Below are 14,632 nucleotides of genomic sequence, written 5' to 3' on the forward strand. Positions count from 1 at the left end.
ATCACCATTTATCATTTTATCGTCGCCAGCTTATTTCATATATAAGATATTGTTAAAAGCCGTAATACTTCAGTTATTATTCACCGTCTTCATGTTCAACTAAGTGTTTTTTACCATTCAGACCATATTCACGTAATTTATTGGCGATTGCCGTGTGAGAAACACCAAGCCGTTTTGCCAGCTTACGCGTACTGGGGTAATGACGATAAAGACGTGTCAGCACAGAGCGTTCAAAACGCTTGCTGATTTCATCCAAAGATCCCACCAAAATATCTTCATTAAATGTTACCTCAGCTTCTAGTTCGGGCAGCCGGATATCCTGCGGGCTAAGTTTGTTACTCTCAAGTTGAGTCAAAGCCTGATATATCGCATTACGAAGCTGTCTGACATTGCCTGGCCAATGGTAACCACACAAAAATTGCTCTAAATCAGCAGAGAATTTAGGCTTATGTAAGCCCTGTTCTTGCGCAAATCGTGTTACAAAATAGTCTGCCAATGGCATGATATCCGCCTGACGTTCCCGCAAAGGCGGTAATGTGATGGTTAAGACATTCAGCCGATAGTAGAGATCTTCCCGAAACGCCCCTTTTTGTACCAACTCCATTAAGTTTTTCTGCGTGGCGCAAATGATCCTGACGTTTACTTTAACTTCATTCTCTTCACCTACACGACGAAATGTTCCATCATTCAAGAAACGCAGTAATTTAGTCTGCATCTGTGGCGACATTTCACCAATTTCATCTAGCAAAACCGTACCGCCATTAGCCTGTTCAAAGAATCCTTTTTTACCTTCCAATGCATTGGGGTAGGCTCCCGCCGCATAACCAAACAGTTCACTTTCTACAACATCATCCGGCATAGAAGCACAATTTAGCCCAAGAAAAGGCTGTTTTCCCCTTGCACTGCGCAAATGACAGGCTTTAGCAAATTCATCTTTTCCTGTTCCTGTTTCACCAACAAGCAGCAAGGGAACATCGAGCATTGCCATCTTACGGGCTTGCTCAACGATATGAACCATTTTAGGACTGACAGCAATAATCTGTTCAAAAGCATTATCATCACTTACGGTTAATTTTTTGCGGGATGATTCAATATGCCCCGTTGGCTGATGTTCACCAGAACGCAGCATAATTACCGCCCCTGCACATCTGACAACTTGATTTTCATCCGTTAATTGCATAGGAATAATATCCATCCCATACTTTTGCTCTTTGATGGAGAGTTGTGCTGAATGGGGTTGATGATGCTCACTTTCAAGCCAGCGAAGGAAATTGTAATTGTTAATCAGATGGCTAATGTTTTTTTGGCTAATTTTTTCTTTACTGACACCAAACAGTGCCAAAGCCGCAGAGTTAACCAGTTCAACATTGCCTTTCATGTCAATAGAAAAGATGGGGTCGGGAATCGATTCCAACAGTGTCCACATCGCCCGATGCTCTTTCTCTGATGGCATAAAGGCAACTGTCCTGACATCAATGACGCCATTGATACGGCGAATTTCTGCCATCAACTCCCGAAAGATATTGAAATCAATTTGAGTGAAATTAAGGTAAATACGACATGCAGGAGAAATTTCAATTCCTTTCAGGTCAATATTTCGTAAAACCAGTAAATCAAGTAACTCGCGGGTTAACCCAATTCGATCCTGACAAGTAACTTCCAATCGCATTTTTCTGACCTTATTGACACGATGTTCTTAACTGCCTGAAATGTTACCCGTTACTATCCAATAGATGAAGCCCTTGTCAGCAAAAGTTTACAAGAAAATAAGATGTCAAGCTGGTATGACAGTTGTTATTAATTTGCTTACTTTTTTATTGCCTCTTTGGCTGTGCTTTTGTTTTTCATTGGTAACGTACTTTTAAGCTGAGCAAGTAATTGGTGACGAAAATCGCCTAACTTCGGTTTATCTCCATCAATCCACGGCAAAGGCCGACACAATTCCATTGCCTTGATGCCCAAACGGGCTGTCAGCAACCCTGCACCAATCCCTTGTGCGGCACGCGCAGAAAGGCGAGCCGCAATATCTTGTGACAACCAGTCCATACCCACTTCCCTGACTAACTCTGAGGCTCCTGCAAAGGCAATATTCAGCAATACTAACCGAAATAAGCGAATACGGCTGAAATAACCTAACTCGATACCATAAAGCGCTGCAATACGATTAATGAGCCGAATGTTTCTCCAGGCAATAAAAGCCATATCTACGATAGCCAATGGACTGACAGCGATCATCAGAGCCGATTCCGCAGCTGAGCGACTGATCTCTTGCCTGGCTTGCGTATCCAGGACAGGCTGAACTAATTGACTGTATAGCATGACAATTTCACGATCATTGTGCGTCTCATGCACGGCTGCCTGCCAACGCTGTAATGCCGGATGTTGTCGTTCAATGCCAGCCTGTTCTGCTAATTTTTCACAAAATTGCCTCCCCTTGCCAATGCCATGACTTTGCAATAGCGTTTTCGCCATGTCTCGCTCTTCTGTACGCTGCCGTAAATGGTGAAGACGCCGCCATTCTTTTATCACGCTGCCTATTCCCGCAAACACAATCATACTGCCTGCTGCTGCGATCCCCAGTGCAATCCAGTCATGTTGCCGCCATGCCTGGTAGATCCACTGAATACATTGGGCAACAACACTCATCCCCAATAACAGGACAGCACTGATAAAAACTTTTCGCCAGAAACTACGTTTTGGTTTCAGCGCAGCATACACTGCACCTTCAAATTCGCTTTCCTTCTCCTCCGCTTCCCGCTCTGACATAACCGAATAGAATTCTTCTTCCTGCCCAATAAATTCTTTTTTTGCTTTTAGTGATGGCTCAGACGCTGTTTGTGTAAGATCGTCAAAATCCATTCGCGGTTTTAAAGGCTCGGTCATGTTAATTTGTCTCCCAATAAAAATTCCATCACGCTATCCATGCGAATATGGGATAACGGGGTGTTGACATTGGCTTGTTTTGGCCGAAATGATTCAAAATTAAACCCCTGTTTCTGCCAGAATTCACTATTTGGCAAGCGCTGTGGCACTTCACCAGGAAAAAATGTCAATAACTTATCATCTGACAAGCGATTGCCTTTGATGGCAGGGATTTTTTCGCCTTTATGCATGACAATGCCGCTCTCTGTTGCCTGAACAGATGCAAGCCCTACACAATCCATGCTGATCCCTTCAAACGCCGCATTTTGCCATGCTTCCTGTACCAAATGCTGTAAGAGTGAAACGAGATTGGCATGTTGATCTGACGTAATATGATCTGCTTTGCTGGCAGCAAACAGCAACTTATCGATGCAAGGCGAAAATAAACGACGAAACAATGTTCGTTTACCATAATGAAAACTCTGCATAAGTTGTGTTAATGCAAGTCGCATGTCATTGAAAGCTTGCGGGCCACTATTTAATGGTTGCAAGCAATCCACCAGCACAATTTGCCGATCAAAACGCAGAAAATGCTCTTTATAGAAGGCCTTAACGATATGATCACAGTAATAAGCAAAACGCTCACGCAACATGCCAATGTTGGTATGTTTATCCGCCTTTGCCAGTTGTGGCTCTCCGATGCTGTCAATATCCGGCCACGGGAAAAATTGCAGCGCGGGTGCTCCCGCCAAATCACCCGGCAAGATAAAACGGCCAGGTTGGATAAAATGCAAACCTTGCTGTTTACATTGATGCAGGTAATCCGTATAAGCCTGAGCGATTTTGGCCAGTAAATTTTCATCAACAGGTGCCAGTGGATCACATTGCTAGCATAACGCTAACCATGGCTTAGCCCAATTCGCTCTTTCTCCTTTCAGTAATCCATACATATGCCGTGACCATGCCAGATAATTTTGTTCCAGCATGGGTAAATCCAATAACCATTCGCCCGGATAATCGACAATTTCTAAATAAAGGGTAGAAGTTTCTTTGAGGTAGCGAAACAGGGAATCTTCCGAACGATAGCGCAACGCTAAACGTATTTCACTTACACCACGGGTTGGCGTCGGCCAGTCAGGGAGAGTGTCATACAATTCTGCGATGTTTTCATCATAGGTAAAACGAGGCACCCCAAAATCTCGTTGTGGCACCCGCTTTGCGCCAAGCAAGCGTCCATCACGCACGGCAGAAAACAGCGGTAATCTGGCTCCACTGTGAACATGCAAAAGTTGATTTACCAAGGAAGTAATAAATGCGGTCTTTCCACTGCGACTTAATCCTGTTACCGCCAGTCGCAAATGACGGTCCATACCACGATTAACAAGTGCTGTCAGTTCGTTTTGCAACCGTTTCATGTTTCTCCTAAATGGGAATACTGTGAATCAGTCTCATCTGGCCTGTAGCAACGGAAATAATGGCAAATTTTGCCGATGTTACAAGCCAGATCCCATGCTATATCCACTGTCTGGTTACAACTCAAAGCTGGCGGAAACGGCTACGCACATTGTAAGTATCAGAAGTCACATAGCGTTCCATTTGACGTAAACGTGCTTCGCTTGCTTTCAATTGGTCGTCTATTTCGTCCAACATCTTCTGTGCTGATGGTCCTCTATACTTTTCCTCTGCTGAATATCCCGCAGGTGCGGGATCCATGACAAAGGTCAAGATAATATAAGCCAATACCGTTATGCCAAATAGACCAAAGAACAGTGATAATACTGCGATGGTACGAATAAGCGGAGCGGGTACGTCAAAATAGTCTGCCAGTCCGGCACAAACTCCTTTAACTACCCCCTGCTCTGGCAGACGGTAAAGTTTTCGACGGTATTGATTTGACATTATGACTGTCTCCAATTTGGATGCTCTGCGTCGAGGATATCTTCTAACGTTTTGATCCGTTCTTGCATACGTCTGGCGTTCTCCGTCAACTGTTCCAAACGCTGAATTTCACTGTTCCCTAACTGATCTTGATTGCTGTTGCGGTGGCTATAATGCAGCCACAACCAGATGGGTAAGACAAAAAGCACAAAAATGATCAGCGGGATCCCAAGAAATATATAGCCCATTATCTTTCCTTAGTTATGTATGACATATGTCATCATTGAGAATCTTTGATATTCATTTTAGCTTTCAAGGCCGCTAGTTGTGCACTGATTTCATCATCTGCCTTCAATTCTGCAAATTGCTGATCGAGTGATTTTTGTTTACCCAGCCCAAAAGCTTCTGCTTCCGCTTCCATATGGTCTATCCGACGTTCAAACTGTTCGAAGCGCGCCATTGCCTCATCGATTTTACCACTATCTAACTGACGGCGTACCTGGCGCGAAGATGCCGCAGCCTGATGACGCAGTGCCAATGATTGTTGTCTCGCACGCGCTTCCGTCAATTTATTTTCAAGCTCTGTCACTTCGCCTTTAATACGTCCCAGCGTCTCATCCAGAATGGATAATTCGTGTGTGAGTGATTCAACTAAGCTAGTGACTTTTTGTTTTTCAATCAATGCTGCACGCGCTAAATCTTCTTTACCCTTGCTCAATGCCAGTTCAGCTTTTTCTTGCCAACCATCAATTTGGTTTTCACCCATGCTAATGCGGCGCAAAAGCTGTTTTTTCTCTGCCAGGGTACGGGCAGAAGTCGAACGGATCTCCACCAGTGTGTCTTCCATTTCCTGAATCATCAAGCGGATCATTTTCTGTGGATCTTCTGCTTTATCCAGCAGAGAAGAGATATTGGCATTCACGATATCAGCAAAACGAGAAAAAATACCCATAGTCATAAACCTCTTTCATTAGAATGTATGTATGTTATGCCTGTGTATTGTTAAAACGGAAACAAGATACACGGTAAGGCATTTAACTAAATACAAGATACATGCCAACTTTATTACTTTTATTATCTAATTGAAATTACTGATATAACTTTTATTTGCTTTTTTATTGCAATTCGATAATTTAGTTAAATTAACCAATTTTTGGCGAAAAATACCATGTCTCAGTTCATTGATAACCTATTAGGTGAAGCAAACTGTTTTATTGAAATTTTGGAACAAGTCTCCGCATTAGCGAAGCTGAACAAACCTGTTTTAGTTCTGGGGGAACGAGGAACAGGCAAGGAGTTAATTGCCCGCCGTTTACACTATCTTTCTCCACGCTGGCAAGGCCCTTTCATTTCCCTGAACTGTGCTGCACTCAATGAAAATCTGCTTGATTCAGAACTCTTTGGTCATGAAGCGGGGGCATTCACGGGTGCTCGCTCAAAACACCAGGGACGCTTTGAACGAGCCGACGGCGGAACCTTGTTTCTTGATGAACTCGCCACGGCTCCCATGCAAGTACAAGAAAAATTATTGCGTGTCATTGAATATGGTCACCTGGAGCGTGTTGGTGGCACTCAGTCATTACAAGTTGATGTACGTTTGATCTGTGCCACTAACGAAGATTTACCTGCCATGGCTACCCGTGGAAAATTCAGGGCTGATTTGCTCGACAGACTCGCGTTCGATGTGATTCATATCCCACCACTGCGCCAACGGCAACAAGATATTATGTTACTGGCACAAAATTTTGCGATTCAGATGTGCCGTGAGTTGGATCTGCCATTTTTCCCCGGATTTACTGACAAAGCCAAACAACAATTACTTTCCTATCACTGGCCTGGCAATGTTCGCGAATTAAAGAATGTCATCGAACGCTCTATTTACAGACATGGTAATAGTGAAAATGAATTAAACACGATCATCATCAATCCCTTTTCACCATCACAGCAATCTGCCTCCTCATCCACTGAGAGCAAGATTATCAACGATTCCCTTCCCAAATTACCTCTCGATTTAAGGCAGTGGCAAAATGACAACGAAAAGAGTTTACTCTTACAGGCTTTGACAGAAAGTCAATTTAATCAGAGGAAGGCCGCTGACAAACTTCATTTGACTTACCACCAGTTCCGCGGGTTAATCAAGAAACACCATATTGATGTTAATGGCAAGATAGAGTAGACAGATAAAAAAGTAGCCGGCACCCGAGCCGGCTAATAAAAATACTGGAAGCAATGTGAGCAATGTCGTGCCTTTTCTGAGAGATATACTTGCCATTGCAAGATGCCTCCCTGAAAGCACATGCGAATGATAATACTTATCAATTACATTTGTAAAGCATTTTATTGAGAATTTTTCTCATTATCGTGATCTGCCCGTTGTTTTTGAGCAGAAAGCGATAATTAAGTTACAATGGCCAAACTCTTTTTTATGACTGACATTTTATATGCGTTATTTGATTTACTGGATGATATTATTAATTTCCGCCCCTACTCTGGCGGCCAGGAATGCGACTCCAGAAACGGTTGCGGAACCCATTCAAGAACCGACTAAAATGATTCCAGAATCGAGGCCAAACAATGCCTCGGAAAGCTTGCCCCATATTTCAACATCCTTACGGCAGAACGGTTTTATTTATTGCGTTAATGGCAATTTGAATACGTTTAACCCGCAAATGGCTATCAGCGGCTTGACTGTGGATACGCTGGCTGCACAGATTTACAATCGCTTGCTGGGTGTTGATCCTCTTACCTATCGCCTGATCCCTGAACTGGCTACTGACTGGGAAGTGCGGGATAATGGGGCAACTTATCGCCTTCATTTGCGTCATAATGTTGCTTTCCAGTCAACCGATTGGTTTACACCAACCCGTGCAATGAACGCGGATGATGTTGTTTTCAGTTTCCGTCGTGTCTTCGATAAAACACACGATTATCATGATGTTAATGGGGGCCATTATCCCTATTTTGACAGTTTGCAATTTGGTGATTCAGTTAAAGATATTCGGAAAATCAACCAATATACTGTCGAATTTCGCCTTAATGCACCCGATGCGTCTTTTCTCTGGCACCTGGCAACCTATTATGCCCCTATCCTGTCCCAGGAATATGCTGAAAAACTACAGCAAATAAATAGACAAGGACAAATAGATTGGAAACCTGTCGGAACAGGTCCCTTCATGCTGGAAGATTATCAAATGGACCAATTTATCCGCCTTGTTCGCCATGATAAGTATTGGAAAGGTCAACCGCGCATGGAACAGGTTGTGATAGATACTGGCGCAGGGGGTACAGGTAGGATCTCAAAATTGCTCACGGGTGAATGCGATGTACTGGCTTATCCCGATGCCAATCAATGGAATATTTTGCATGATGATCCAAATCTGCGTCAGACATTACGTTCAGGCATGAATATCGCTTATCTTGCTTTCAATACCAGTAAACCACCATTGGATCAGTTAGTCGTTCGTCAGGCCATTGCTTACGCCATCAATAACCAACGCCTGATGAAATCCATTTACTATGGTACGGCTGAGACGGCTGCTTCTATTTTGCCCCGTGCATCATGGGCGTATGATAATCGTGCTGAAATCACCGAATACAATCCTGAAAAATCCCGCAAGATGTTAAAGGAATTGGGATTAAATGGGTTGGAATTAACTTTATGGGTGCCAACGGCTTCACAATCCTATAACCCAAGCCCGCTGAAAATGGCGGAACTCATTCAGGCCGATTTGGCACAAGTGGGTATTAAGATGTCTATCCGTCCCGTCGAAGGCCGTTTTCAGGAAAACCAGCTCATGGATAAAACCCATGATATGACGCTGGCAGGCTGGTCTACTGATAGCAACGATCCCGATAGTTTTTTCCGCCCGTTATTGAGCTGTGCCGCCATTGCGTCGCAAACGAATCTGAGCCGTTGGTGTAACTCAGCGTTTGATGAAGCCCTGCATGATGCCTTATTAAATCAACAACTTGCTTCACGCATCAAAAATTATCATGTTGCACAAGAAATTCTCGCGCAGCAATTACCTGTGTTACCTCTGGCTTATTCGATGCGTTTACAAATCTCTCGTTATAACATTCAAGGGTTGGTGCTCAGCCCGTTTGGTAATAGTTCCTTTGACAAAGTTTACCGCGAACAGGAAGCCAGCGTTCCTGATGAAAATAAAAAGGGAAGCCAATGATTATTTATATCCTGCGTCGTTTGTTGCTTCTGGTTGTGACGTTGTTTTTTCTTTCATTAATCAGTTTCAGCCTGATGTATTTCACACCTCATGGTGCCTTGAGCGGTGCATCACTGTCAGACGCTTACGTATACTACTTCCGTAGCTTACTCCAATGGGATTTTGGTATTTCCAGAATTAATGGGGAACGGATTATCGAACAACTGTATACTGTTCTCCCTGCCACAATGGAGCTGTGCGTCCTCTCTTTTACCATCGCCTTGTTAATCGGCATCCCTCTTGGGATTATTGCGGGTGTCTGGCGCAATAAAAAAGTCGATATCATTATCAGTACATTTGCCCTATGCGGTTTCTCCATTCCGGTGTTCTGGCTGGCGTTACTGCTGACTCTGCTTTTTTCACTGTATTTAGGCTGGTTGCCTGTCTCAGGGCGATTTGACTTACTCTATCGGATGGAGCCTGTCACTGGCTCTGCACTGATTGATGCCTGGCTGTCAAAGGCTCCTTATCGCAATGAAATGATCATGAGTGTTATTCTGCATATGGTTTTACCCGTTATGACACTGGCCGTTGCGCCTACTACCGAAGTTATCCGTTTGATGCGCAATAGTGCAGAAGAAGTTTCAGGTGAAAATTATATCAAGTCGGCAGCAACACGCGGTTTATCACGGTTAACTATCATTCGTCGCCATTTATTGCATAATGCCTTGCCGCCTATTATCCCTAAGTTGGGGTTGCAATTTTCAACCATGCTCACCTTAGCGATGGTGACAGAGCAAGTCTTTAACTGGCCTGGTTTAGGGCGCTGGCTCATCAGCGCTATTCGCCAGCAGGATTATTCCGCAATCTCGGCGGGCGTCATGGTGGTAGGCTCGTTGGTTATTTCCGTTAATATTCTGACAGATATTATTGGTGCAATGGCTAATCCTTTAAAGCATAAGGAATGGTATGCCGTTAGATAATTTTTACCGTGAAAAGAAAATGCCATCGCCATTAAAAGTTATCTGGCGATTTTTCTATGCCGATATATTAGCAATGACAGGTTTTTATGGGGTGTTAATTTTAATTGCACTGTGCCTGTTGGGTGATCTTTTCGCCCCATATCGGCTTGACCAACAATTCATGTCCCAACTTATGCCTCCTTCATGGTCACATCACGGTAATGTCGCCTTTTTCCTTGGAACTGACGATCTTGGCCGTGATATTTTCAGCCGTCTATTGATTGGCACGTCTTCCACATTTGGGGGAGCATTGATAGTCACTGCGGCGGCAACCATTGTAGGATTAATCATTGGTAGCCTTGCCGGTATGACTCACGGCTTGAAATCGGCGGTGATGAACCATATTCTTGATACCTTGCTCTCTATCCCTTCATTGCTATTGGCTATCATCGTCGTCGCTTTTGTTGGTGCCAGCCTGCACCATGCCATGATTGCCGTTTTTCTGGCATTGTTGCCAAGAATTGTACGTACCGTTTATACTGCTGTACATGACGAACTGGATAAAGAATACATTATTGCAGCGCGTCTGGATGGCGCTTCAAACTACCATATTTTGCGTTATGCCGTTCTCCCCAATATCACTGCGGTGATAGTCAGTGAATTAACCCGTACCCTCTCCATCGCGATTCTTGATATTGCCGCACTGGGGTTTCTCAACCTTGGAGCACAACTACCTTCTCCCGAATGGGGAGCTATGCTGGGAGATTCATTAGAATTGATCTATGCTGCCCCCTGGACTGTTATGTTACCTGGAGCAGCAATTATGCTCAGCGTCTTGCTGGTTAACTTACTGGGTGATGGTCTGCACCGCGCTATTAACGCAGGAGTCGAATGATGCCATTACTTGATATTCGAAACCTCACCATTGAATTCATGACAGCGGAAGGCCCCGTCAAAGCTGTTGACCGGATGAGTATTTCACTGACAGAAGGTGAAATATTGGGTTTGGCTGGCGAATCAGGCTCAGGCAAGAGCCTGATTGCCAAAGCGATTTGTGGTGTCACAAAAGATAACCTCAAAGTAACCGCCGATCGTTTCCGTTTTAACGACATTGATTTATTGCGCCTGACACCACGGCAGCGCCGTAAGGTGATTGGGCACAATATTTCCATGATTTTTCAGGAGCCGCAGTCATGTCTCGATCCATCAGAAAATATTGGTAAACAGATTATTCAATCTATTCCTGGATGGACGTATAAGGGCCGTTGGTGGCAGAGATTTAATTGGCGAAAACGCCGCGCAATTGAGTTACTACACCGTGTTGGTATTAAAGATCACTCCGACATTATGCACAGTTACCCTTACGAATTAACAGAAGGTGAATGTCAAAAAGTGATGATTGCCATTGCGCTTGCCAACCAGCCACGCTTGCTGATTGCTGATGAGCCGACCAATGCAATGGAACCAACAACACAGGCACAAATATTCCGTTTACTGTCGAGCCTCAATCAGAACAACAACATGACTATTTTATTAATCAGCCATGACCTGCAAATGATGAGTAAACTAGTCAAACGTATCAATGTGCTGTATTGCGGTCAGACAGTGGAAAACGCTACACCGGATGAGTTGCTGGTGAAACCTTACCATCCCTATACACAAGCGTTGATCCGTTCAATTCCTGATTTTGGCAGTCCGTTACCACACAAAAGTCGGTTAAACACGCTGTCTGGCGTTATTCCATCACTGGAACATTTGCCGGTAGGTTGCCGTTTGGGGCCACGTTGCCCTTATGCACAAAAAACCTGTATTGCAACTCCACGGTTACGGGTAATTAAGAGCCATGCATTCGCCTGCCATTTCCCTTTGAATATGGAGGAATCATAAGTGGTTGAGACATTGCTGGAAGTTAAAAATCTGACTAAAACATTTCGCTATCGAACCGGATTATTTCGCCGTCATCAACTTGACGCCGTAAAGCCAGTGAGCTTTACCCTGCAATCGAAAAAAACCCTCGCTATCCTTGGCGCAAATGGCTCAGGTAAATCTACACTCGCGAGAATGTTATCAGGGGTTATTGAACCAAGTTCAGGTGAAATTTTGATTAACGGTCATAAGCTGTCTTACGGGGATTATAGCTACCGCAGCCAGCGCATTCGTATGATTTTTCAAGATCCCAGCACCTCACTGAATCCTCGTCAGCGCATTGGTCAGATTCTGGATATGCCATTAATTTTGAATACGAAGTTATCTCCCTCCGAACGGGAAAAACGTATCAACCAAACATTACGTCAGGTCGGTTTATTGCCAGATCATGCTAATTATTACCCACATATGCTCGCATCAGGACAGAAACAACGCGTGGCTTTAGCACGGGCTTTAATATTGCAGCCACAAATCATTGTTGCAGACGAAGCCCTGGCATCGCTTGATGTATCGATGCGTTCCCAAATCATCAACTTGATGCTGGAATTACAGGAAAAACACGGTATTTCATATATCTATGTCACCCAACATCTCGGTATGATGAAACATATCAGTGATCAAGTTCTGGTCATGCATCAAGGGGAAGTTGTCGAACGTGGCAATACAGCGGAAGTTCTGGCTTCTCCGCTGCATGATATTACACGCAAATTGATAGCCAGCCATTTTGGTGAAGCCCTGTCTGCTGAAGCATGGCGACAGGATATCACCTAATGTTTTTATTGGATGTATTTTAATCACTGATCGGAACAGAATGGGAAACTCACCACATTTTCCTCCGGCATGGTAGAATCATCCCCGTTTATTCACCATAAATACCGTAGTTATGGTTAGAGATTTATTATTTCTGTTTATCCATGACTTTTGGTGTTTGATCACAAAGAACAATTTTGATCATAAAGAACAATAAGGATACTGCTATGGGTTTCATGACCGGCAAGCGCATTCTCATTACTGGCGTCGCCAGCAAACTGTCTATTGCTTATGGAATTGCCAAGGCAATGCACGATCAAGGAGCAGAGCTGGCTTTCACTTACCAAAATGACAAGTTGAAACCTCGCGTCGAAGAATTCGCCGCATCACTGAATTCAGATATCGTTCTGCCATGTGACGTGGCTGAAGATGAAAGTATCGACGCATTGTTCGCTGAATTAGGCAAAGTATGGCCTAAATTCGATGGTTTTGTTCACTCTATCGGTTATGCACCGGCTGACCAGCTTGATGGTGATTATGTTAACGCTGTTAACCGTGAAGGTTTCAAAATTGCCCACGACATCAGCGCATACAGCTTTGTCGCAATGGCGAAAGTCTGCCGTAATATGTTGAATCCAGGTTCTGCCCTGCTCACCTTGAGTTATTTGGGTGCTGAGCGTGCCATTCCTAACTATAACGTAATGGGTCTGGCAAAAGCCTCCCTGGAAGCAAACGTACGTTATATGGCAAATGCAATGGGGGTTGAAGGTATTCGTGTTAATGGTATCTCTGCTGGCCCAATCCGTACTCTGGCAGCTTCTGGTATCAAAGATTTCCGTAAGATGCTGGCACACTGTGAAGCGGTTACACCTATTCGCCGCACTGTGACAACAGAGGATGTCGGTAATGCGGCTGCCTTCTTATGTTCAGATCTGGCTGGTGGTATTAGCGGTGAGATCTTGCATGTTGATGGCGGTTTCAGCATCGCGGCCATGAATGAATTAGAGTTAAAGTAATAGCCTGTTAAAAACAGTTCCAGCCATAACATTATGGGTGGGACTGTTTTTTTATTATTAGTCTATTCTGACAGCATGAAATTGATGTTCTGGAGTGACTATCCTATCTTGTGCGGCAACAATCTGTAATTCATATTCCTCGCTCTTTTGCGTTTCCAGCATCACTTCGTAGACCGCAGCGGCAACATGTTCTAAGGCCGCTTGTAATGCTTCATTTGTCAAAGAAGGGCTTTTTAATAGATCAGCGAGAAACAAACCACTCGTTAAGTCACCAACACCAACTGGTTGACGTGCTCCTGTATCAATTAATGGGCGACTAACGTGCCAACTATGTTCTTTAGTTACCAAAAGCATTTCAAAACAATCGGCCTGATAACCTGCACGACTCAAATGCTTAACCAATACAATTCTGGGACCTTTTTCACATAACTCACGCGCAGCAGATATCGCTTGTTCTACGCTGCTAATTTTTCGCATCGCCAATGTTTCAAGCTCCAGCAAATTAGGTGCAATAACATCACTGGCTGGCAGAGCTTTATCACATAAAAATTCTGCAACGCCCGGAGCAACTATGCATCCTTTTTCTGGATGTCCCATGACAGGATCACAGAAATACCATGCATCAGAGTTGGCTTCTTTCACCTGCTTTACGATATCAAGGATATAATTTCCCTGCTCCGCAGAGCCAATATAACCACTCAGAACCGCATTACAGGATGCGAGTTTATTAATTTCACCAATTCCCTGCACGATTTCAGTCAAATGTTCCGGCGACATAACACAGCCACGCCATTGAGGATATTGGGTATGGTTTGAAAATTGCACCGTATTTAATGCCCATACGTTCACTCCCATACGACGCATCGGAAAAACAGCCGCACTGTTTCCAGCATGGCCAAAGACAACATGAGACTGAATTGAAAGAACATTATTCATGATAAGGCCTAGTTTATTATTTTTAATTTATGAATAGATAATATTTATACGCATTAAACTTCAAGTTGCAATTTACAACACGATATGAAACCCGATTTCTCCCCGCTTCGCGGGGAGAAATCACACGCATCTTGACGTTAGA

The 14,632-nt window shown here is 43.9% G+C and carries 13 protein-coding genes and 1 pseudogene; 7 read left to right on the forward strand and 7 right to left on the reverse strand.

Annotated features, from left to right (window positions below; genetic code table 11):
- Nucleotides 1–76 precede the first annotated feature (76 nt).
- The 6 genes and pseudogenes from tyrR to pspA form a co-directional block, all read right to left on the reverse strand.
- The gene (gene tyrR / locus WDV75_RS10760; RefSeq protein WP_273558170.1) at nucleotides 77–1,669 is read right to left on the reverse strand and encodes a transcriptional regulator TyrR; all 1,593 of its coding nucleotides are present in this window, start codon (nucleotides 1,667–1,669) and stop codon (nucleotides 77–79) included.
- Nucleotides 1,670–1,806: 137 nt separating this feature from the next.
- Nucleotides 1,807–2,883, reverse strand: a complete 1,077-nt coding sequence (locus WDV75_RS10765) for a YcjF family protein (RefSeq protein WP_273558171.1) — start codon at nucleotides 2,881–2,883, stop codon at nucleotides 1,807–1,809.
- Nucleotides 2,880–4,277: pseudogene (locus tag WDV75_RS10770) on the reverse strand (YcjX family protein). Before WDV75_RS10770 ends, WDV75_RS10765 begins: the two are co-directional and overlap by 4 nt.
- 121 nt (nucleotides 4,278–4,398) lie before the next feature.
- Nucleotides 4,399–4,761 carry an envelope stress response membrane protein PspC gene (gene pspC / locus WDV75_RS10775; protein ID WP_273558172.1) on the reverse strand — a complete coding sequence of 121 codons (363 nt, stop codon included), beginning with the start codon at nucleotides 4,759–4,761 and terminating at the stop codon, nucleotides 4,399–4,401.
- The gene (pspB, locus tag WDV75_RS10780; protein ID WP_273558173.1) at nucleotides 4,761–4,988 is read right to left on the reverse strand and encodes an envelope stress response membrane protein PspB; all 228 of its coding nucleotides are present in this window, start codon (nucleotides 4,986–4,988) and stop codon (nucleotides 4,761–4,763) included. The genes pspC and pspB overlap by 1 nt, the downstream gene beginning before the upstream one ends.
- Before the next feature lie 32 nt (nucleotides 4,989–5,020).
- Nucleotides 5,021–5,692: a phage shock protein PspA gene (pspA, locus tag WDV75_RS10785; RefSeq protein ID WP_273558174.1), complete on the reverse strand. Its 672-nt coding sequence runs from the start codon at nucleotides 5,690–5,692 to the stop codon at nucleotides 5,021–5,023.
- Nucleotides 5,693–5,908: 216 nt separating this feature from the next.
- Here pspA and pspF point away from each other — a divergent pair, with 216 nt between their 5' ends.
- The 7 genes from pspF to fabI all read left to right on the forward strand — a co-directional run bounded on the left by pspF (nucleotide 5,909) and on the right by fabI (nucleotide 13,554).
- Nucleotides 5,909–6,916 carry a phage shock protein operon transcriptional activator gene (gene pspF / locus WDV75_RS10790; protein WP_273558175.1) on the forward strand — a complete coding sequence of 336 codons (1,008 nt, stop codon included), beginning with the start codon at nucleotides 5,909–5,911 and terminating at the stop codon, nucleotides 6,914–6,916.
- Between the two features lie 265 nt (nucleotides 6,917–7,181).
- Nucleotides 7,182–8,921 (forward strand): ABC transporter substrate-binding protein SapA, encoded by a 1,740-nt coding sequence (sapA, locus tag WDV75_RS10795; protein ID WP_273558176.1) that lies wholly within the window; start codon nucleotides 7,182–7,184, stop codon nucleotides 8,919–8,921.
- Complete coding sequence (gene sapB, locus WDV75_RS10800; protein ID WP_189760286.1) at nucleotides 8,918–9,883, forward strand: putrescine export ABC transporter permease SapB; 966 nt, start codon at nucleotides 8,918–8,920, stop codon at nucleotides 9,881–9,883. Before sapA ends, sapB begins: the two co-directional genes overlap by 4 nt.
- The gene (sapC, locus tag WDV75_RS10805) at nucleotides 9,870–10,757 is read left to right on the forward strand and encodes a putrescine export ABC transporter permease SapC (RefSeq protein WP_189760285.1); all 888 of its coding nucleotides are present in this window, start codon (nucleotides 9,870–9,872) and stop codon (nucleotides 10,755–10,757) included. Before sapB ends, sapC begins: the two co-directional genes overlap by 14 nt.
- Nucleotides 10,757–11,749, forward strand: a complete 993-nt coding sequence (sapD, locus tag WDV75_RS10810) for a putrescine export ABC transporter ATP-binding protein SapD (RefSeq protein WP_273558191.1) — start codon at nucleotides 10,757–10,759, stop codon at nucleotides 11,747–11,749. The genes sapC and sapD overlap by 1 nt, the downstream gene beginning before the upstream one ends.
- Complete coding sequence (gene sapF, locus WDV75_RS10815; RefSeq protein ID WP_189760284.1) at nucleotides 11,750–12,559, forward strand: putrescine export ABC transporter ATP-binding protein SapF; 810 nt, start codon at nucleotides 11,750–11,752, stop codon at nucleotides 12,557–12,559.
- Between the two features lie 206 nt (nucleotides 12,560–12,765).
- Nucleotides 12,766–13,554 carry an enoyl-ACP reductase FabI gene (gene fabI / locus WDV75_RS10820; RefSeq protein WP_273558177.1) on the forward strand — a complete coding sequence of 263 codons (789 nt, stop codon included), beginning with the start codon at nucleotides 12,766–12,768 and terminating at the stop codon, nucleotides 13,552–13,554.
- Between the two features lie 57 nt (nucleotides 13,555–13,611).
- On the opposite strand, the gene pdxY is transcribed toward fabI, so the two are convergent.
- On the reverse strand, nucleotides 13,612–14,490 hold the full coding sequence (gene pdxY, locus WDV75_RS10825; RefSeq protein ID WP_273558178.1) for a pyridoxal kinase PdxY: 879 nt from the start codon (nucleotides 14,488–14,490) through the stop codon (nucleotides 13,612–13,614).
- Nucleotides 14,491–14,632 lie beyond the last annotated feature (142 nt).

Source organism: Xenorhabdus griffiniae (assembly GCF_037265215.1).
GTDB lineage: Bacteria > Pseudomonadota > Gammaproteobacteria > Enterobacterales > Enterobacteriaceae > Xenorhabdus > Xenorhabdus griffiniae.

Bases quoted from the DNA above. Each gene is read 5' to 3' on its own strand.
- tyrR (WP_273558170.1), bottom strand. From the start codon at position 1,669: ATGCGATTGGAAGTTACTTGTCAGGATCGAATTGGGTTAACCCGCGAG.
- WDV75_RS10765 (WP_273558171.1), bottom strand. From the start codon at position 2,883: ATGACCGAGCCTTTAAAACCGCGAATGGATTTTGACGATCTTACACAA.
- pspC (WP_273558172.1), bottom strand. From the start codon at position 4,761: ATGTCAAATCAATACCGTCGAAAACTTTACCGTCTGCCAGAGCAGGGG.
- pspB (WP_273558173.1), bottom strand. From the start codon at position 4,988: ATGGGCTATATATTTCTTGGGATCCCGCTGATCATTTTTGTGCTTTTT.
- pspA (WP_273558174.1), bottom strand. From the start codon at position 5,692: ATGGGTATTTTTTCTCGTTTTGCTGATATCGTGAATGCCAATATCTCT.
- pspF (WP_273558175.1), top strand. From the start codon at position 5,909: ATGTCTCAGTTCATTGATAACCTATTAGGTGAAGCAAACTGTTTTATT.
- sapA (WP_273558176.1), top strand. From the start codon at position 7,182: ATGCGTTATTTGATTTACTGGATGATATTATTAATTTCCGCCCCTACT.
- sapB (WP_189760286.1), top strand. From the start codon at position 8,918: ATGATTATTTATATCCTGCGTCGTTTGTTGCTTCTGGTTGTGACGTTG.
- sapC (WP_189760285.1), top strand. From the start codon at position 9,870: ATGCCGTTAGATAATTTTTACCGTGAAAAGAAAATGCCATCGCCATTA.
- sapD (WP_273558191.1), top strand. From the start codon at position 10,757: ATGCCATTACTTGATATTCGAAACCTCACCATTGAATTCATGACAGCG.
- fabI (WP_273558177.1), top strand. From the start codon at position 12,766: ATGGGTTTCATGACCGGCAAGCGCATTCTCATTACTGGCGTCGCCAGC.
- pdxY (WP_273558178.1), bottom strand. From the start codon at position 14,490: ATGAATAATGTTCTTTCAATTCAGTCTCATGTTGTCTTTGGCCATGCT.